The sequence below is a fragment of the Sporomusa acidovorans genome (genome assembly GCF_900101845.1).
Lineage (GTDB): Bacteria > Bacillota > Negativicutes > Sporomusales > Sporomusaceae > Sporomusa > Sporomusa acidovorans.
In genome coordinates this window covers 1-20,374 of sequence record NZ_FNAM01000059.1, presented here as the reverse complement: position 1 = coordinate 20,374, position 20,374 = coordinate 1, and the positions used below count along the sequence as shown (strand labels likewise).

Genomic DNA, 20,374 nt, shown 5'->3' with positions numbered 1-20,374 from the left:
ATATTGGCGGTTTCGGTATGGGTTGTCTGTTCGAAGGTTGTTTTGCTGCTGCCGATGCTGACGCTGACGGCTGCCCCGCCGCTGAGTTTGCCATTGTTTTTAGTTAATTCTTTGCCGGCTTTTTGCATGTCTTTAACCGCTTTATATTCATACAGGGCTTTTAGTCTGCTATCCTGGACATCGCCTGCCCGGTTTATATCGGCTGCGGCATCGCTAGCGGCTGAAATGAGGGTACTGCCTAACGACACACTCAACCCGCTTTGCTTGAATTCGTACTTATACTGGCTGTCATAGGTATTGACGGTATTATCAATATTAACTTCTTTACCGGTAATATTCAGGTCTTTCCCGCTGACGAAAGTGGTGCCGGCGCTGTTAATGTTGTTGCCGGCGTTAATATGGACGTTGCCGTTAATCGAGCCTACCGTACTGCCGATTTCGTCTTTGACTTGTTCGTTTAAGGTTGTTGTGGTGGATTGCTTGCCAATGGTGAAGCCGAGACCGCCGCCGCTTAATACGCCGGATTTTTTGACGCGTTGGTAATGTTCGTCTTTGCCGGTTTCCTTCGCGCTTTCCAGGTCGATATTGCCTTTCGCGGCCAGATTGACATCCTTGGTGCCTACGATATTGCTGCCGCGTACCGTAAGATCATTGTTTGTCAGAATATTGACCTGTTCCCCTGAAACGGTACTGCCTTTTACCTCATGTGTCAAAGAATAATCCCGGGTATCTTTTGTTGTTGAAGACAACATACCGTGACTTTTCGTATGGGTTGCGAGCAGCGATTCGTGGGTTTCGGTGTCGGTTTGGATAGTTACCGCCTTGTCGGCAGCTATTGTAATTGTACCGTTGTTGCTATTAACTTCACTGGCCGTAATCCTGATATTGCCTTTGCCGGCTGCCGGATTGAGCGCCGTAACCGTTATATCCTTGGCTGCCTCAAGGCTGCTGCCGACAATGGTTTCATCGGCTGCGTTCCTGGCAACGCGGGAACCGCGTGTTTTTCCTTTTTCCGCTTCTATGTGGATGTTTTTCACGGCGTCCACGGTGAGATTGCCCTGCACGGCTACGGTCAAGCCGCCGGCCGCACTGACGGCCGCGCCGCTAAGGTGGGTATCTCCCTGACTGGCTATAGCTACCTGCTTACCGGTTATGCTACTGGTTACATGTTGCCTATCCGTATAGGCGAAAGCATGATGGGCTTCTGTTTCGACTCCCTTATTTTGGGCAATAACGGTGCCTACGGTAAGATCGCGGCCGGCAGTAATGGTAGTATCGCCTACGGCAGTGATCGCGGCTCCGGTGACGGCGATATCTCTGCCGGCGGCCACTGTCAAACTGCCGGTAGCGTCAATAGCTGCCTGGGGACCGACGATTGTATTGCTGCCTGTCCAGCTATGCCTGCCGTTATGGATACTGGCGGTTACTGCGTGCGTTGCTGTTTCATTCTTGATATCCCGTCCGGCTATTACTACTACTTGGTTGCCGGTTATGGTTCCGCCCTGATTCAATATGTCGGTTGCCGCTGCCAGGCTGGTATTGCCCGTACCGCCGATTTCTCCGCCGTTTTGGTTCAACAGATTATCGGCTACGATACTCGTTTGCTTGGTGCCGGCAATCGTTCCCGTATTCGTCACATTGCCCGCAAGCTTAAAATCAACGGTATCGGCGGCAATTAGCGCGCCGGTTGCGGTAAGATCGATGGCATTGGACTGGCAGAGATATACCTGCGGCACAAGTACGGTTTGCCTGGTGCCGTCCGGCAAGGCAACTTCTTTTTCCACCATCCAGACGATATCCTGCGTTAAGTTGGCCAGCTGCCCGGCCGATAACGCCACGCCGGGCACCAACTGCAACCTTTGGGCCTGGGAAACTCCGTTATCCATTAAGGCTTTATATTGCGCGTCATTATCGGCAAAACCCGTCAAATAGCGCCGTCCGGTCAACTCGACGATTTGATCATAGACTAACTTTTGCTCATAATAGGCATCGCCCAGACGCTTTTGTACCATTTCCGGATTGTAATTCAGCCGTTTGAGCAGATAGTCGCTGGAAATAAAATTTTTGTAGCTGGCAAAACGGGGATTGGTTTCGACAATGTACTTGGCTGTAGGCGCCGTATTGGTTTTATAGAGCCCGCTTTGCGGCATACTGAGCAGCGACTGACTGCCGGCATTGGAAAAATCAACACTTTGTAAATTTTTCTGGCTGTTCTGGCCTGCTTGCTGCCTATCTAGCTTGCTATTTTCCGGGGTATCTACCGGTATTGGTAAAGCAGCACCCACTTGACCGGTATGCAGGGCGGCGGCATCGGTCCCGCCGCTTACCTGATTTAGGGGGTTAGTTTGCTGATTTCCGGCAACGGGCGCAGTATTTACACCAGTTTGCGTTTGCTGCACCTGTATTTTTTCCGCACTGTTTACTTGGCCTACTGTCGTATTCAGCGCCTTGCCGTCAGACGCTACCTGCACGGTGCCTGCTTGCTGGCTGCCAGCCACGGTTTCCCGGCTGACCGCAACAGTGGTGTTTTGTACCTGAGTAGCGGCGCTGCCGCCTACCTGTCCGGCGGCAATAGCCGCCACACCTGGCGCTTGGCCGGCAACAGCAACGACCTGGGAGCTTTGGTCTGCCTTAAGTAAGGAACCCGTTGCGGGCGCGGTAAGCGTTGCGCCGATTTTTGCCCCTCCGACACCGTCTGAACTTTGATCAATATTGGCTACATTATTCCCGCTTACCGCAATCGTCCTGGCCGTAAAAGTGGCCGGGATTCCCCCTGCGATGTACGTTGTTGACGTATACGGTCCAAATGTCTTCTTTCCACTGGCAGACCGGTAATCCTTACTCTTCAGTCTATGCTTTTTCCAATAATAATCCCGAAAATTAGATTGGTCGATGGTGGTTGCCGCTTCCTGCAACCGATAGTCCTGATTTTGCAGGGTGGTAATCGTCCCCACTACGGCATTGCCCACTGCCACTTGGCTATATTGATTCGTAAATTGCCGGCTGATGTTCAGGCCGAAATTTTGACCTACCTTGATTTGCCCTTTTACCGGCGCCTCAATAATGTACTGCGTTTCCGTCGTAGTCGTAAGCGTGCGTCGTTCTTCGGCCGCATTCGGCAGACTGCCGTTCAGGGAGGCCGTACGGCTGTTGCCGGGGTCTAAGGTAACACCGGGTATATAGCCCGGATAAAAGGAAATAACGTAATCGCCGTTGCCGTTTATTTCGACACTGCTGCAATATGCGGTCGTTTTTCCATTTTCTTTACCTGCCCAGGCAGGACCCGCAATCGTGCCGATATTTTCTCCTCTGTTTGAAGTTCCCTGATAGGTCGGCAAGATTTGATAATCAGCCTTGTTATGATCACTGGCGGCAAAAAACGTTTCCAGTTCAGCCTGCGTCAGATAGCCTTTAAAAGCCGGTCCGTTAACCAACACTGTACCGGCGGCGGTATTATCGTTAAAAGTAAGTTGCTTCTGGGCCGCATCATAGGAAATAACATTCGCTTTCGGCACAGTCGTGGAAAGCATTACATAGTACCCGTTATGCTGCTTTTTTTTGTCCCGGCCGCCAAATTGTTTCTGCTTAATTTGCGTAATTTTCTTTCCAAGTCCACGGCGGCTCTCGAGGTAATTATACACGATATGCGGCGCCATGGTTAAAACCTGCGTGGAAGTACTCTTCCTGGTCCCGACCACCGGGTCGCCGCCGGCGAGATTTTGCACAGTGGCTGCCGCCAGGTTAAAGTTACCGCCGACGTCAATGGTTGCCGCTTTATTGGTTACAAGCCCGGTCCCATTTACCAATAACCCCTTGGCATCCTGCAGTTTGTTCGCGGCCACGTTCAAATCACCTAAAGTAACAATCGTAGCGCCGTCTTGATTCATCAGCTTATCTTTTACCCATAAATTGGCGAAATCAGTTGCCGCTATTACCGCGCTCTGCCCTTGATTGTTTATCGTATTGGCCGTAAGTGTTACCTTGCCGCCGATAATTGTGCCGGTATTCGTCAAGCTTTGACTGACAAGCGAGAGCTGATTGCCCTCCAGCCGCCCGGCGTTCATAATGCTGCTTTGCGCGGTAAGGCTTGTTTGCTTGGCGTTAATGATGCCGGCTGCCGTGTTCGTAATGCTGGCAGCCTGAATATCCAGCCCGCCGTTTACGGCTAACGTGCCCCGGTTGATAAAATCATCGCTGACGCTAAGGCTTAAATTGCCCTGGGCTGCCAAATGATTCGCCGTATCATCCATATGCGCCGCGCTGACACGTAAATCGCCGTTACTGCCCATAAAGCCGGTTTGATTGTTGAGATTTTTTACGGCAGTAACGTTAAGCGCCGTCTGATTGCCAATATTACTAATCTGGCCGCCAACGTTATTGATATTTTGGGCGGTAATAACCGCTCCGTCCATTGCCTGTATTTTTCCGCCGGTGTTGGTTAGGTCTCCCTGTGCGCTTAAATTTAGTGCGCCGGTCAAAAGGCTGCCCTTGGTATTGTCAAATCCGGACGAAGCCCGGATGACAGCCTGTTTTTGCACTTCCAGCCTGCCGTCTTGATTCGTAATGCTGCCTGCCGTAACCTGCAGCTGCCCATTCGTTGCCAGTAAGCCGGCGTTATTATTAACCGTATCGGCGCCGATTGTCAGGCTACCTGTTCCGGCATGCTGGATACCGTTTTGGCTGCCGCTGTTGGTGTTTAATAGGGAACCTGCCTGGATGGTAAATGTATCTGCCTTGCTGATTAACAGTCCCGCATCATTCTTCAATAACTCGTTTGCCGTTACCGAAAAAGAAGCTGTACCGCTGTGCTGAATTTTCCCCCGGCTATTGTCAATCGTCTTGGCTGCTATCGTCAGCGAGGCGCCCTTGGCGGCAATCGTGCCGTCTAAATTATCGATGCGATTGGCCGCGGTTAAAACGGCTGAATCACTGCCTGTCTGCCAAATAGCACCGCCCTGGTTATTGATATCGCCGGCGGCAAGCTTTATGCCATTGCCGATCATTTGGCCGCCGGCGTTATTATAAATTGTGCCGTCAGCCTGTAAGTCCAGCAGGCCATTGCCCTGCAAAAGCGCGCCGGCATTATTTATATCACCGGTATTGGCCGTAACTGTGACGTTGCCGCCGGCAATTGCAGTAGCCTTGTGCTGGTCGATGGACGCACCGGTAACGCTTATATCGCCGGCAGCAACATTTTTGCCAGTTATGGTAACTGTACCGGTCGCGGCCAAACCAAGGTTCCCCGCCGTATTGGCCGTACCGTCGGCTTTAAGGCCGGCGCCAAGTGTTCCGTCGGATGTTATTGTCTGAGCCGTTATGCCGGTATTACCGTTTGCGGCAATTGCCCCGTTGTTAGTAAGGGTATTGGTTTGGATGGTAAGTCCATCTGCGCCGCCATACAGTACGGCGCCCACATTATTATTCATGGCCGCCAGCGCAGTTATAGCAGCGCCACGGTTGGCCGTAATACTAGCGCCGCCGGTATTGCTTACCGTATCGGCGGACATTGTCATCATATCAGCCGCTATCGTGCCGCTATTATCGATTTTCCGGGCGTCCGCCTTAAGTAACCTGCCTGATACTATTCCCTTATTGCTTAACTGCCCGTCTGTTTTTAACTTCAAAACTGCCCCGCCGGCAAGTTTAGCACCGCTGTCATTCTGAATTGACCCCGCCGTCAGCTCAAGGTTGCGTACAGCTGTGATACTGCCCGCCGAAGTAAAGGCGTCCGCTGCTATCGTAACATCCCGATTGGCGGCAAAATCCCCGCCTAGCAAGTGGTCAAAGCTGCCCGTGGCTGTAATAGTTAGATCCTGGCCGGCAACGGCCTTACCGCCGCCGATTATATTATTTCCCGCAAGCGCGATACTCTGACCTGCCGTCAAATTACCGCCGGTATTATTGATTAATTCTGCTGTTAAGAAAATATTGCCCCCGGTACTGATATTGCCTTGCGTATTGGTTATGGCAGCCGCTTTGCCAATGTTGATATCCTGCCGGGCGGCAATCACCCCGCCGGTATTGTCAAGCAAACCAGCAATGCTTGCCGTAAGATTGCCGCCGGCAATCAGTTTGCCATTGGCGCTATTTGCATCTTGCGCCGCTAGTTTGACGTCGCCGTTGCCGCCAAGTGTTCCGCCGCTGTTATTTACTTTTTGCCGAACGTTTACCTCCATTCCGCTCTTATCTAAACTGGTTATGCTCCCTGCCTGATTATTTATATTTTGGGCGGCAATCGCCAGGCTTTTCCCCGCTTCGATAATACCCAGCCGATTTTCCAGTCCGGTTTGCAGTGTAATTCTCAGCGCGTCACCAGCAATAATGCTGCCTTGCTTATTGTCCAGGCTTCCCGCTTGCATTTCTATCCCATGAACCGCAGTAATTTTGCCGCCCGTACTGCCAATGGATTCAGCCGCAAGGGAAACCGCACCATTCGTCGCTATACTGCCGGCATTATTTATCAGTTCTTGTTGCGCAGTAAGGCTTAATAAACCCGTTCCCGCGTGTAGGATTCTGCCTTGGTCGTTTTGGAATAAATTTGCCGTAATTGACAAGTCTAGGCCGTTAGTTTCCAGCGAGCCACCTGTGTTATCGATGGTATTGGCTGCTGTTATCTGGGTTGCTGCCGACCCGGTTTGCAGAATTCTGCCGCCTTGATTGTTGATATCGTTGGCCGCCAGCATTACTTTGTCACCAATGATTTGACCTACAGAGTCATTCAGCTTATCGTTTTTTAGTGTCCCGGCAGCGCTGACCGTCATGGCCCCCGCTGCTTGCAGCGCTCCGCCGGCGTTATTGACATCACCCGATTTTGCGGTAATATCCGCTTGGCCGCCGGCATAGGTTACGGCTCCGCTTATGTCAACTGCGGCGGCGTTTATTAGCAGGTCGCCTGCCGCCAGGTTTTTACCGTTGACATTGGCAAGCCCGGCAGCAACAATACTTAGGCCGCCGACCGTCCCCAAAGTACCGTCATTTTTTATACCGGCACCCAGACTGCCTGTGGATGTAATATTTTGTACAGTGAAATTGGCATCGCTGCCGGAAATCACTGTCCCGCTATTGATTACGTTATTTGCCGTTACGGTTAAAGCACCGGTAGTGCCGCCATTATAAATAACCGCCCCGTCTAAATTATGGAAAGCCGCCGTTGCAGTAAGATTGGCGGCATTGTTGGCGGTAATACCGGCACTCGCCCCGGTATTATTTACTGTATCTCCTGCTATGGTAAGAACATCTGACAAAATTGTACCGTTATTATTCAGCAGGGAAGTATGCATATCCAAATTGCTGCCGACAATACTGCCCGCATTCGTCAGTTTATCGTTGATTGTGAGAGCAAGCGCAGCGCCCCCGGCCAGTTTGGCCCCGTGTTCATTGACAAGATTATTGGCATGTACTTGCAGATTTTTCACAGCGGCAATATTGCCTTGCGATATAATCGAATCCGCCGTGATACTGGCGCTCTGATTAGCGGAAAATTCTCCGCCGGCAAGCTGCTGCAAGCGATCGGCAACCGTGATACTCAGATCTCGTCCCGCAAGTACTCTGCCGCCAATTACCGAGTCGCCGGCAATCGTAAGATCGTTGCAGGCAAACAAAGTACCTTGATTGTTGTTTAGCGTACCGGCATTCATGACGAGATTGCCGCCTGCCGTAATACTGCCCTGATTTATGTTAGTAACCAGGGCTGCTTTATTAAAAGCGATATCCTGCTGTGCCGAAATCGTGCCGCCCGTATTATCCAGCCGTAAAACATTGGCAGTCAAACCGGCGCCGGCAATCAGTTTGCCATTCGTACTGTTGAAATCCTGCGCCGTTAAGCGGACATTTCCGTTCCCGCCGATGATTCCGGCCGTATTATCAATTTTTTCCAGGATATTTACCGTCATTTGACTGGCGTCCAGGCTGGTAATGCTGCCTGATTGATTATTCAGGCTTGCGGCATTAATCGCGACCTCCTTCGCTGCCTCCATAATCCCTTGCTGATTGCTCAGAGAGTTTTGCAGTATAACGTTTATTGCCGCCCCGGCGGCAATACTGCCTTGATCATTGTTGAGACTTGCGGCTTGCAGGCTAAGGCCTTGCGCACTGCTGATCTTGCCGCTTGTACTATCCACATTTTCGGCGCGAATGCCTGTCAGTCCATTGGTCGCAATACTGCCTGACTTGTTTGTGAAATCATTTTGCAGGTTGAGGCTAAACTGCCCTGTTCCCGCATGCACAATTTTGCCTTGCTCATTGGTTAGTGTGTTTGCCGTAATCAACAGATTGAGACCATTGGTTTCTATTGCGCCGCCAAAGTTATTGAGGCCATTGACAGCTTTAATTTCCGTATCCGCCGAACCTGTTTGCAGGATGCTGCCGCCTTGGTTGCTAATGTCATTGGCAAGCAGCGCGACTTTATTCCCCAGGATTTGTCCGGCTGAGCCGCCGCTTACCTTATCATTTTGCAATACGCCGGCCGCCTGTAAGGTTACAGTGCCGGCCGCCTGAATAAGCCCGCCGGCATTATTTATGTCACTTAACCCGGCCGTAATATCTACATTGCCGCCGGCAAAAGTAAGGGCTTTGCTCTGGTCAATACCCGTGCCGCTTATTTTTATATTTCCCGCCGCCAGGTTTTTGCCGTTTGCCGTAACAAGTCCGGTTGATAGTAGGCTCAAGTTTCCGGCCGTACCCAGCGTTCCGTCACTTTTAACACCGGCGCCAAGTGTGCCTGTCGATCCCATACTCTGTACCGTAAAATTAGCATCACTGCCGGAGGCTATCACGCCGCTGTTTGTCAATTTGTCGGCCTTTATATTCAATGCCCCGCTGCCGCCACCGTTATATATGACCGCACCATCGGCATTGTCTATTGCTGCGGCTGTAAAGGCGGCGGTTTTGTTGGCCGTAATATTCGCGCCGCTGCCTGTGTTTTTTAGGGTATGACTTGACACCGTGAGGCTATCCGCCACAAGCGTACCACTGTTATGCAACGCATCGGTGCGGACGTCAAGGATACCGCCGGTGATGCCGCCGTTATTAGTAAAATCATTGTTGATCAATATCTCAAGGCTTGCGCCGCTTGCCAAAGCGGCATTACTGTCATTAAGAAAATGATCTGCCTGCAGCTTGATATTTTGTGCTGCCGTAATAGTTCCCTGGGAAGTGAGCGTAGCCGCATTTAGGGAAAGGTTTCTGCCTGCTTTTATGCTGCCTTGCTTAAGGTTAGAAATTAACTGCGCTTTGCCAAAAGTAATGTCCTGCCAGGCAGTTATGGCCCCCCCGGTATTGTCCGTGATTCCGGCTACATTGGCCGACAATGCGCCGCCGGCAATCAGGTTTCCCCGGGTATTGTTTACATCTTGCGCTATGATATTTACATTGCCATTACCGCCAAGCGTCCCGGCTCTATTGTCGATCGTCTCTGCAGCGCTTACCGCCAAGCCGCTGTTATCAAGGCTGGTAATACTGCCGCCTTGATTTTCAATACTGTGCGTGGCTACGGCAAGTCCCTTGCCCGCCTCAATGATACCCTGCTCATTGCGCAATTCATTTTTTGCAGTTATCTTCATGGCGCCGTTTGCAGTGATTGCGCCATGATCATTGAGCAGTTGCCGGCTATTGATATCCGCAGCTTGCCGGGCATATATCGTACCGCCGGTACTGTCAACCGTGGCGGCACTGACCGTTAGTTGTCCGTTAGTCAGGATTTTGCCGCCGGTGTTGGTAAGCTTGTCTGCCGGCTGCAGGGTAAGCTTGTCATTGCCGGCGTGAATAATCTGTCCGTGGGTATTGTCTATAGCATTGCCGGCAAGCGTCAAACCGGAACTATTTGTCGCAATCGATCCGCCGGTATTATCTAATTTATTCTTGGCATCAATCCGGGTAATATCGCTGCCTGTCTGCGTCATCACGCCGCCCTTATTACTGATGTCCTGCGCCGTTATCACTACTTTATTTGCCGTAATCTGCCCGGCTGTGCCGCTGTTATCTTTATCATTGGCAACCGTTTTTAAAGCGGTCATCGCTACCGTCTTGGGGGTTCGCAGGGAGCCGCCTATATGCTTGATATCTCCCGCAAATGCCGTTAAACTGACATCACCGCCCGCATAGCTTTGGGCTCCCGACAAGTCAAGCGTGCCGCCCCGCACGGTCAGCTTGCCGGCCGCGAGGTTTTGTCCGGTAAGCGTTGCCGTCTTATTGGTTGTTATCCATAAGTCGCCGCTAGTGCCTACCGAACCGTCTGTGTTTATTCCCGCCCCGACTGCGCCGCTTGAGTTTAGCGTATCAGCCGTTATTGTGGTATGCTGTCCCGCAATCATTGCGCCAGTATTGGTAAGTGTGCCGGGAGTCGAAATCACCGTATTTCGCCCGCTGGCAAGATTGCCCTGATTGGAAATCCCGTCGTTTGCCGTAATTAGGGTATTACCGGTTGCTGCCGTATTGCCGGCAAGGATGATTTTGCCTGTTTGGTTTAATTCCAGATCGCCGCCGAGCGCTGAAATCGTACCCTGACTATTGACACCCAGGCCTTGCGCTGTGCCTACCAGCCTAATCTTGTTGGCATACATACCGCCTAGCTGCCCTACGTCCAGGGCCACTTGCGTACCTGCATTATTGTCTAATTTTTGCGTGTTTAGGTTGTTATACTTGACTTCATTGTTGCCGGTAATGACATTGAGTTCCTTGGCCCATACCCCGGCGTTGACACTTGCGGTCTGACTAATCAAATCTACTTTGTCAACACCTGTGCCATCCAGGCCGCTGCCTTCCACCGCAATTTGGCCCCCTGTTACGCGAAAGGCTTCCAGACTGCCACTGCCGCCAAAAACAGGAATACCGGTTGTAAGCGTAGTCCGGCCGGCATTAATAAAACCGAAGCCGTTACCGACTATGCCGTTAGGGTTGGCAAGGATAAGGTCCGCTTTCGCCCCGGCAATTTCGGTGTACCCGCGCAAATAGCTTGGGGTCGCCCCTGTTACTTCATTTAAAATAATCCTGGCGCTCCCCCCGGCCAGATTGGGGTTGCCTGTAATATAGCCGGCCAGCTGCGTTTGGGTTATAAGCCGCGCATTATTCAGAATTAATCCCTGCGGATTAACGTTAAATTGCTGATATAAATTGTGTGATATGCCGGCGGCCGAAGGTTTGGCAATCTGCACTACGGTCGTACCGTTAGCCGCTTTGTCGACAACAGGCTGTTTGTTCTTGCCGGCATTCGGGTCAGCCACCACGTCAGCAGCAACCGCTAAGGTTGGCTGTAACAGGTAGAGACAAAGGGTAAACCAGGCTGTAACTTTTTTCAGTTTGCTAAACCTGTTCTTTTTCTTGGTTCGGAACATAGTCCTTACCTCCTTGTCGGTTTTGTCTATGTAAAGTGACGGAAGTTCACGATTTCTATATACAATGTGCTAAAGAATTTTGCAGGCGGGCGGTGTGTTGGCAAAAGCGGAAGTCAAACGCCAGTGGTGGAGCGTTGACAATGCATCACCCGCCTGGGCCGGCAAGTTCTTTAATGCGGAATATATAGCTAAATTTGATAGATGAGCTGAAACCCGATTGCCGGTGTCTTCGTCCGGATCTCCTTAGGCTTCTTTAGAGCCCAGGAACTAAAGAACTCATAATTAACGCCTTGCAACTGCCCGCGCAGGCCGATAGCCGCGCCCGCGAGCGCTTTGCCAGAAAAAGCGGCGGCAGCCGGGCCGCGCACTTCGCCATAGTCAAGTCCCACATACACTTCTTGTCTGCCAAGCGGCACACTGAGTTCGTTGCGGAAAAAATAACCCCGTTCGGCGGCTAACGTTTGCTCCCCGTCAAAGCCGCGTACGGTATAACGGTTGCCAATACTGAAATAGTCAACCGCATAAAGCACGTTATTCGTGCTTTGTACACGCAGCGTCGCGCTGTATCTCCCCTCGACTTTGCCAAGAGTCACCGGGGCAGTATAGTTGGCTTCCATTGTCCACAGATTATAGCGGGTAGTAGCCATATCAGCTTCTTTTTCGGCCTGAGCGCCAAACCAGGGAACACCGCGTTTGTACGCAAGCCGCAAGTCCAATATTTTCCTGCCGAAGTACTTTCTGGTGGCAACTGCCAGTTCGGCAGCGGTAGTATTTTTATGCTGCACGTCAATTTCCGTATCGGCCGCAAAATTTCTGCTTTGCTTTTTAGTAACCGTAAATTCTATATGCGTTTTGCCGGTCTGGTCCCGCTGAATCAGCTTATCGATTTTTAACTGACTTTCATCACTGTCCCCGGAATAAGGGAGCGTCTGATTGGGCAATTGCACAGTTTGATGATAGGTATGGTGCTGCTTAGAAAGTGTAAATGTCCAATTACCGCTCGGCAAAGAATAATAAACGCTGTAATCATCCGTGCCGCGCAAATGATCCCTTGGTTCAGCGTCTTTATTAAAGGAAATATTAAATAGATCATTCGCGCCAAACGGATTATCGAATGCTAAGGATACGGAAGACTGCAATTTTCCCGTTGCCTTGCTGCCGGAATCATCCAGCGAAAGCACAGCGCGCGCATCCTTTCCTTTTTTCATACTGATGACAATGGCGCTTTCCCCCGGCTTTTTACCAGGGACAATTTTAAAGTCAGCATCCTGCGAAGGAACTCTTTTCAACTGTTCCAAGCCTTGCTCTAAATCACGCAGATTCAGAATATTTCCTGGTTTGGTCGGAAAAGCATTCTGCCAGTTGCCGCTTTGCCCTCCGTTATCAAACCGGATCTCGCTGATTATGCCGGGGACTAGTATGAGCCGTAAAATACCGCTTGCTAAATCTTGTTCCGGAATTACAATCCGGGTTGTTACATAGCCGCGATTAATCAGTTCGTTGGTTAAGCGTTTGACAATGAGATTGATGCCCTCCTTGCCGATTTGCCGCCCGGCATACTGATTGAGCATGGGTTGCAGCCAAGGAAACCGTTCCAGCCTTTCTCCCTGTAACGTGAGCGTACCAATAGGAAAACTAAGTTTTTCCGACGGCAGACTCGTATCCTTGGTCCCGGTTAGACCTTTTTGCAAAAAAACATCTTTCTTTTGCTGCAAGGTTTGCCGCTGCTCTGCTTCTTCGCGGGCGCGGCGGTTTAATTCCTGCGTTTCGCCCGGACTCCGTACTTCCGCCCAGGCTAACTGAGTGCAAAACAACACGCTTAACACTAAAGCCGCAGCCAATTTAATAGATTGCGATAACAAACGTATGCTCCTTTCACATGATGGATCAAAGCGGACATGGAAAAGGAGACCGGTATAATATCCGGTCTCCGTAATAATCTTCCAGGGGACTTCTCTTTATACCTGTAACCATAACCGTAAATGCTCATTAGTCAATACACATATTCTCTTTTCATCCACATATTCCCTTTAATTATAATTTTTGATAATTTTGTTTAGTTTTTATTTAATTTTTAGGTATAGTCTTATTAAATCATAAGAATAAATAGAAAGTGCTCACCATCTTCTTCCCATTCAGGATGGTATTTTACTTATAATGTATTTTGAACTAAGCTGTAATCGTCAAAAAATTTCACATGGCAATAAAAAGCCACCTGATTACGATAAAATAATCAGGCGGCTTACAAAGAATCTCACTTTAAGCAATAAATTCTACTACTTTATTCCTGTCCCTAGCGGATCATAAACATTACTTTCTAAAAAAATTGTTTTGGGCGAAAGGGCCCTAATGCCTTTTTCCACAAACCATTTCGGCATTTTATCCATGAGTATTTTCCTATAATCTTTGCTTGCTGCCGGGGCAGTTAACTGCACTTGCGGCGATATGGCAACCTTCTTTTCTTCTCCTGTTATACTTTTAAAAGTAAACGTCCTCTGCCCGCTAATGCCATTGTCCAGCCAATAATCAAGGTCTTGTACTCCCATAAGCGTTGTTGATACCCCATCAATAGCCACTAATGAATCCCCTACCGAAACACGGTCTAATTCAGGAAATTTTTTCGAATCAACCGTGTTCACTTTGAATGGCCCTTTCTTTATATCTTTTCTTGCAAGCGAAAAGCCATAATCAACTTTTCCATATAGCTGGTTATAGACGGAATGTAGATTCATAGCCCATAGTTCGGAATGCGTCCGCCAATAATTCCTGGTATTAACCACTAGACTATTCGATGAATCATTTTCATAGAATGAATACTGTACGCTGCCAGGGAAATAAGCGCCATTATAACCAAATCTGCCAGGAGTACACTTCTGCATCATCAGATTTATCGTTACCCATACACCATTGCTATATGGACGACAGGCAACAGTGACAAAATCGGTAGTATCACCAAAACTGCTCCTGCAAACCAATTGGGTAACGTAAGGGTCAGAAGTGTGATTAATGAAATATCCACTGGCATAGTTAAATTCTTCTTTACCCTTATAGGTATCGAAATTAATTTCATAAACTAATGCATCCAGTACTTCTTCCGGCTTGGCATTGGGAATAAATATCTGGGGATGGAAAAACGCCTTGCTTGGTTCTTCGGTCGCTTCCAATACTTTTCCCTCCCGAATATAACTATCCTTTTCCAGCATGATTAATCTCTTAAACGCTTTAACTGTCGAGTCCTTAACAGCTCCGGTTTCGGGCGATGCTCCATCAAACTGAAAAGCTATACTCATTTCTGTCGCTTGCGCAATCTGTTGGCGTACGTCTTCCGGTAGAGAATAATACTCTTGGTACGAGTTCTTCACAATTACCGGTTGAAAGTTTGTAAGCGGCTGCAGCATGACACTTTTTCCATTGATTGTTAATGTTGCACTGTTTACATGTTTTTTTCCTACTTTTCTGTCTTCAAGTTCCGCTGAAAGAAAATAATACATCTGCCCTTTATTGGGAAAAACTTTATGGATGGTAAAGTTCCAATTTCCACCGATTGCTTTCGCAAATAACGATGTTGTACCATCCGGTCCTTTATGACCATAAACTTTGCCGTTTTCAACATCAAATGGCGCTGCTTGAACCAGGCTTGGAATTATCCAACAAATAAGGCATAGCAACACAAAAGCAATCTTTTTTGCTATATTCATTACTATATCCTCCCTCTAATTCTTACTGTAAAATTTGTTAAAAAATCTTGATAGGTCAACGGCTTTTTGCCCATTGACCTCTTCTTACTTTTCATTCTCCTTTTATCCACATATTCCCTTTAATTATAATTTTTGAGAATTTTATTTAGTTTTTATCTGGGTTTTAGCTGATTGGTAACAGCTTGGGGAATGCCACCGTCAGTAGGAAAATAGAACTACAAATAGATGTATCTGGGTTAAAAAGCACATTGAAAGCCTGCCAAATGTGGCAGGCTTTCAATGTGCTTCCTAATAAATGTAATTCCGCTTACACTAATCCCTGTGCCTTCATAGCTTCCGCGACTTTCACAAAGCCGGCGATATTGGCGCCGACTACCAGGTTATTTTTGTGACCGTATTCTTCAGCGGCTTTACTGGTATTCTGATAAATATTAGCCATAATGGTTTTCAATTTGGTGTCAACCTCCTCGAATGTCCAGGAAAGTCTCATGCTGTTTTGGCACATTTCCAGAGCAGAGGTTGCCACTCCGCCGGCGTTGGCGGCTTTAGCCGGAGCAAAAAGAACACCATTTTCCAGAAACAGTTTCGTTCCTGCCAGTGTGGTCGGCATATTGGCCCCTTCACCTACGGCTTGGCAGCCGTTCTTGATCAGGGTTTTCGCGGCATTGTCATCAATTTCGTTTTGCGTCGCGCAAGGGAGTGCAATATCGCCGGGAATCGACCAGATACCTTCACAGCCTGGATGATACTCAGCCGACGGCTGCTGCTTGACGTACTCGGAAATTCTTCTTCTTTCCACTTCTTTAATTTGTTTTACAGCAGCTACCTCAATACCGTTTGCGTCATAAATATAGCCGTTGGAGTCACTCATGGCGACAACCTTGCCGCCAAGCTGCTGCACTTTTTCCGTGGCATAAATCGCTACATTGCCTGAGCCGGACACCAGAACGGTTTTTCCTGCCAATGACATGCCTTTCGCGGTAAGCATTTCGTCCATAAAATAGACAAGACCGTAGCCGGTGGCCTGTGTTCTCACTAAACTGCCGCCGTACGTCAGGCCTTTGCCGGTCAAGACACCTGCCTCATAGGCGTTCTTTATGCGCTTAAACTGGCCGAACATAAACCCGATTTCCCGGCCGCCAACGCCGATGTCGCCGGCCGGAACATCCGCGTCTTGGCCGATATGCCGGTACAGTTCGGTCATGAAGCTCTGGCAAAACCGCATCACTTCCCCATCGGATTTGCCTTTGGGGTCAAAGTCTGAGCCGCCCTTCGCACCGCCGATCGGCAAACCGGTCAGGGAGTTCTTGAATATTTGTTCAAACCCCAGGAACTTAATGATCCCGGCATATACAGAAGGATGGAACCGAATGCCGCCTTTGTAGGGGCCGATCGCACTGTTGAACTGTACCCGAAACCCTCTGTTAACCTGTACTCTGCCGGTATCGTCAACCCAGGGGACCCTAAAAATAATTTGCCGCTCCGGTTCAACCAGTCTCTCCACGATTCCAAGTTCCATATATTCCGGATGCTTTTCCAGCACTGCAACTAAAGATTCAAGAACTTCCTGCACGGCTTGATGAAATTCCGGTTCATGAGCGTTCCTGTTGACAACCCGTTGATAGAGTTCTTCACAATACTTCTTAGCACTTGCAGTCATAATAAGCCTCCCTTAATTAATAATTGGGTGTTACTTATAAATGCTTCCCTGAAAATTTCTGCCGTCAAGCTTAACTAAGAAAGGTTCTTCCCGGCGAATCAGCCGCACTCGCTCTGTCTGTTTCCGCACCGGCTGGTTCATTAGCCAATCCCAGTCAATCCGCTCTTGCTCATCATTGTATTGGATATGCAAATATCCCATGCTGGTTGCCGTGAGGTTATGGAAAAAATGACTGCCCAGCGACGGTTCCGGCCGGAGGTCCTTGGTATCCACTTCGACGATCACATGGGCCTGAGACATTTGCGACCAGTCTAACGGAACTCCCAGCCAGGGATCTGCTGTGCCAACCCGTCCAAAACTGATGAGAATACAACGGCGTCCCTCTTCATAAAGCTCATGATTTATTTCGCCGATCTCACGGGCAATCTGCCGGCTGTCTTTCAGATTAAACGTTGCGGGATTAACAAAAATAATATCATGGAGGTCTTGAAAAAATCCATTGCCAATGGTACGCCGGCTATAACATAGGCTGTCCTTGCTATCATCCACCTTTACCTGAAAAGCCTCTCTGCCCACCACCATCGGCCTGATTTGCAGAATATAAAATTCTTTGCGTTTATTGGGGCCGTGCGGAATATTTACGGCAAACTCAATTTCCACATCGGCACCGAAAGATTGCTTGCCCAATCTGAGAATATCTTTGATGATGCTGGTCAGAGGCAGTCTATTATATTTAAGAATCTGGGAAAATGTTATAAGTTTCGGACCCGGTCGATTGGCATTGTCATAAATGTAATCATCCTCTCGGGAGTAGGTACTGCCGATATACTCCAGCGTTTTATCTTGGTCCGCCCGGGAAATGGGAAGCTTCTCATAATTGCAATTATCATCAACGCCCATTTTTATATCGGCGGAAGCGCTCAAGTTTACAGCATAAAATGCATTTTGCGATTTTTCGAGATAGTCCCGCGGGCTTGCGTACATGGGATTCATTTTAGGATGAGCCGGTGAAAAGCGATATACGCGTTCGCCTTCGGCAATGCTTTTGCCCAAGCCTAATGCCAGACTCACTGTTCCTTCCTCCGGCTGCATGGGGTAATACGGATAAAAGTTATAGGATTGCGCCACACCGGAAATAACCGGATAGTACATATCGTCATAATGTTCGCCGACCAATTCTTGTATCAAAACAGCCATTTTCTCTTCTTCGATACGAATATCGGCATTATGGGCATATTGCCGGGGAGAAGCATAAAAGACAGAGGCAAATACGAGCTTCACGGCTGCGGCAAGCTGCTTAACGCGAACAGCCGGATCACTATGACTATTGGGAACAACATAGGTCTTGTAAATCCCGGCGAACGGCAATACTCTTGAATCTTCCAGAATACTGGAAGAGCGAACAGCCAGCGGCGATTTTACATACTGAATCAGGTCATAGAGATTTTTTTGAATCATGGCCGGCAGGTCGGCGGCTAAAAATTTTTGGGCAATGACTTCTTCATCAGAGGTTCCGGCTACAAACTGATAAAGGTGGTTCGTTTCGATAAATTCTTCAAATACCTCGCTGCAAATGACGAACGAACCGGGAACTTTAATTTTTATATCTTCATATTTATCTGTTAGATACGCTTTCGTTATCAGCGAATTGATAAAGGCGATACCTCTGGCCTTGCCTCCCAATGACCCGTGTCCCAGCTTAATAAAGGCATTTTCAATATCTTTTTTGGAGAGACCTGCAAAATCAAGAATAACCCCGGACTGATAACGCTGAAAGTAGGCTTTCAGGACTTCCAGAATATAGCTTCTGATATCTTCTACGCTGGAAAAGCCCAGAGCATCCAGATATCTTAGTTTATCCGCCACCTCAAATTCTGTCCGCGCTCGAAACCACCGTGAAAAATGATTGTTTACCGCATGATAATACAAACTCTCCTCCGGCAGGTCCTGAATGATTTTTTCTAAATCGGTGATATGCGTCGCTTTGGCAATGATTGTTCCGTCCGGGTATTTAAAGATAAAAGAACCAAACCCGTAATTATCAAGAATAAAGGTACGCAGATCATGCAACAAATTGGGAGAATTTTTATCCATGAAGGGAACATGTATGGTGCGGGCTCTTGCCGCATTTTCCATATCTTCCGACAACAGCAAAAATGGAAAATCGGTGATCATCTGCCTTACTTGCTGCGCTAATTCAATGCCGGCAGCCTGATTCATCGTTCCTTTGCGGGGAAATTTGACATCAGAAATAACCCCCAGCAAATTGTAGCGATACTGAGCAATGACGGCCATAGCCTCTTCATAGGTTTCGGCAAGCAGTATTTTCGGCCGCAGGCGTACCCGCAGCAAACCATGGCTGATATTCATGGCGTGCAGGACCAAGTAGCGCGTCTGGCTTAAAATCTCAGTATAAATTATCGGTAAAATCTGCGAATAATATACCGGTGAATCATCAACAAGCAGAATGGCTTGAACGCCCTGTCTGCTATCGGCCTCCATATTCCGCCGGTCTTCGATGTATTTAATAATGGCCAATAAAATATTGCTGTCCCCGGACCAATAGAACACCCTGTCAATACAGGGATTTTTTCTAATATGCTCGATTGTGCCGGCAGTCAGCCGCTCATAAGACAACATCACAATGGGTATGTCAGGATAAGCAGCCTTTAGGGATTTCTCAAACGCAAAAGAAGTCATGTCACTGATGCGGGACATGGTAATAATCAGATGAAAGGGCCGCGTTGCCAATGTTGCGAGTGCTTCCTCCAAACTGGCAACCTGATGAATCCTGGGAATCATGGAAATACTGAGATCGGCAAATTGGTTATAGATCTGGTCGGATAACTGCCCGTCTTCTTCCAGTACAAAACCATCATACAAGGTGGAGACCAAAAGGATTTCGGTTACCCTGAATTTCATTAAATCATGAACACTTGAAAACTGTGTCTTCAAATCGTCGAACCGCTTCATATGACAAGCCCTCCTTTTTGCAGCAAAGGACGGTTCTGCTGCCACGCAACTATCTGCGTACCAGCCGAATCGTCCCCTCGTCATCCCTAATGCTATTTCAGTATTTCCTGTGAACAAGCTGCGCACATTGCGTTATGATCTACCATCATCCTGGTGTCGCAGGTACAATGTTCTGCTGCTATCGTTGTGTCCCGCCTATCTCTTGGAATGGCTACGCCATTTAGATTGCCTATGGACTTAACGTTCGCGGCCGCCATAAGTTTTTGAGAACATGCCTTACAAACAGCATTATGGTCTGCCATCATCGACAGGTTGCACGTACATTCTTCCAACAACAACACTTCCTGATTCTTAATTTATATTTTCACTACAAACCGCGGAGTTTTAGCTTCCACCGATCCTCATTTATTGTAAGATATTATATTTGCCGCTATATATCGTATCTAATAAAGATTTTCTATCGATATATACAACGTGCTAAGGATTTTTGCAGGCGGGTGGTGTGTTGGCAAAAGCGGAAGTCAAACGCTAGTGGTGGAGCGTTGTCAATACACCATCCGCCTGCGCCTGCAAACTTCTTTAATACGGAATATATAGTATTCATCAACAAGCCAGTTATTATTAGGGCAGGAAGATCCCCTCCGGGTCAATTACCTTATACAATAGTTCCACTTGCTTTCTGGTAGGCGGCAGTGTTTCCCCCGCTACCCGTG

The 20,374-nt window shown here is 48.5% G+C and carries 6 protein-coding genes; all 6 read right to left on the bottom strand.

The features are described 5' to 3' along the window. A partial coding sequence (locus BLR65_RS25325; protein ID WP_093797077.1) for a two-partner secretion domain-containing protein occupies positions 1-11,330 on the bottom strand: 11,330 nt, incomplete at its 3' end. Positions 11,331-11,518: 188 nt separating this feature from the next. Next, positions 11,519-13,192, bottom strand: a complete 1,674-nt coding sequence (locus BLR65_RS25320; protein ID WP_245693039.1) for a ShlB/FhaC/HecB family hemolysin secretion/activation protein — start codon at positions 13,190-13,192, stop codon at positions 11,519-11,521. 414 nt (positions 13,193-13,606) lie between these two features. Beyond that, positions 13,607-15,028, bottom strand: coding sequence for a hypothetical protein (locus tag BLR65_RS25315; RefSeq protein ID WP_093797075.1), 1,422 nt, complete (start codon positions 15,026-15,028; stop codon positions 13,607-13,609). 307 nt (positions 15,029-15,335) lie between these two features. After that, positions 15,336-16,688, bottom strand: a complete 1,353-nt coding sequence (gene gdhA / locus BLR65_RS25310) for an NADP-specific glutamate dehydrogenase (RefSeq protein ID WP_093797073.1) — start codon at positions 16,686-16,688, stop codon at positions 15,336-15,338. A gap of 30 nt (positions 16,689-16,718) precedes the next feature. Then, on the bottom strand, positions 16,719-19,661 hold the full coding sequence (locus BLR65_RS25305) for a DUF5752 family protein (RefSeq protein ID WP_093797071.1): 2,943 nt from the start codon (positions 19,659-19,661) through the stop codon (positions 16,719-16,721). Between the two features lie 92 nt (positions 19,662-19,753). Next, positions 19,754-19,993 (bottom strand): hypothetical protein, encoded by a 240-nt coding sequence (locus BLR65_RS25300; protein ID WP_093797069.1) that lies wholly within the window; start codon positions 19,991-19,993, stop codon positions 19,754-19,756. Positions 19,994-20,374: the final 381 nt, after the last annotated feature.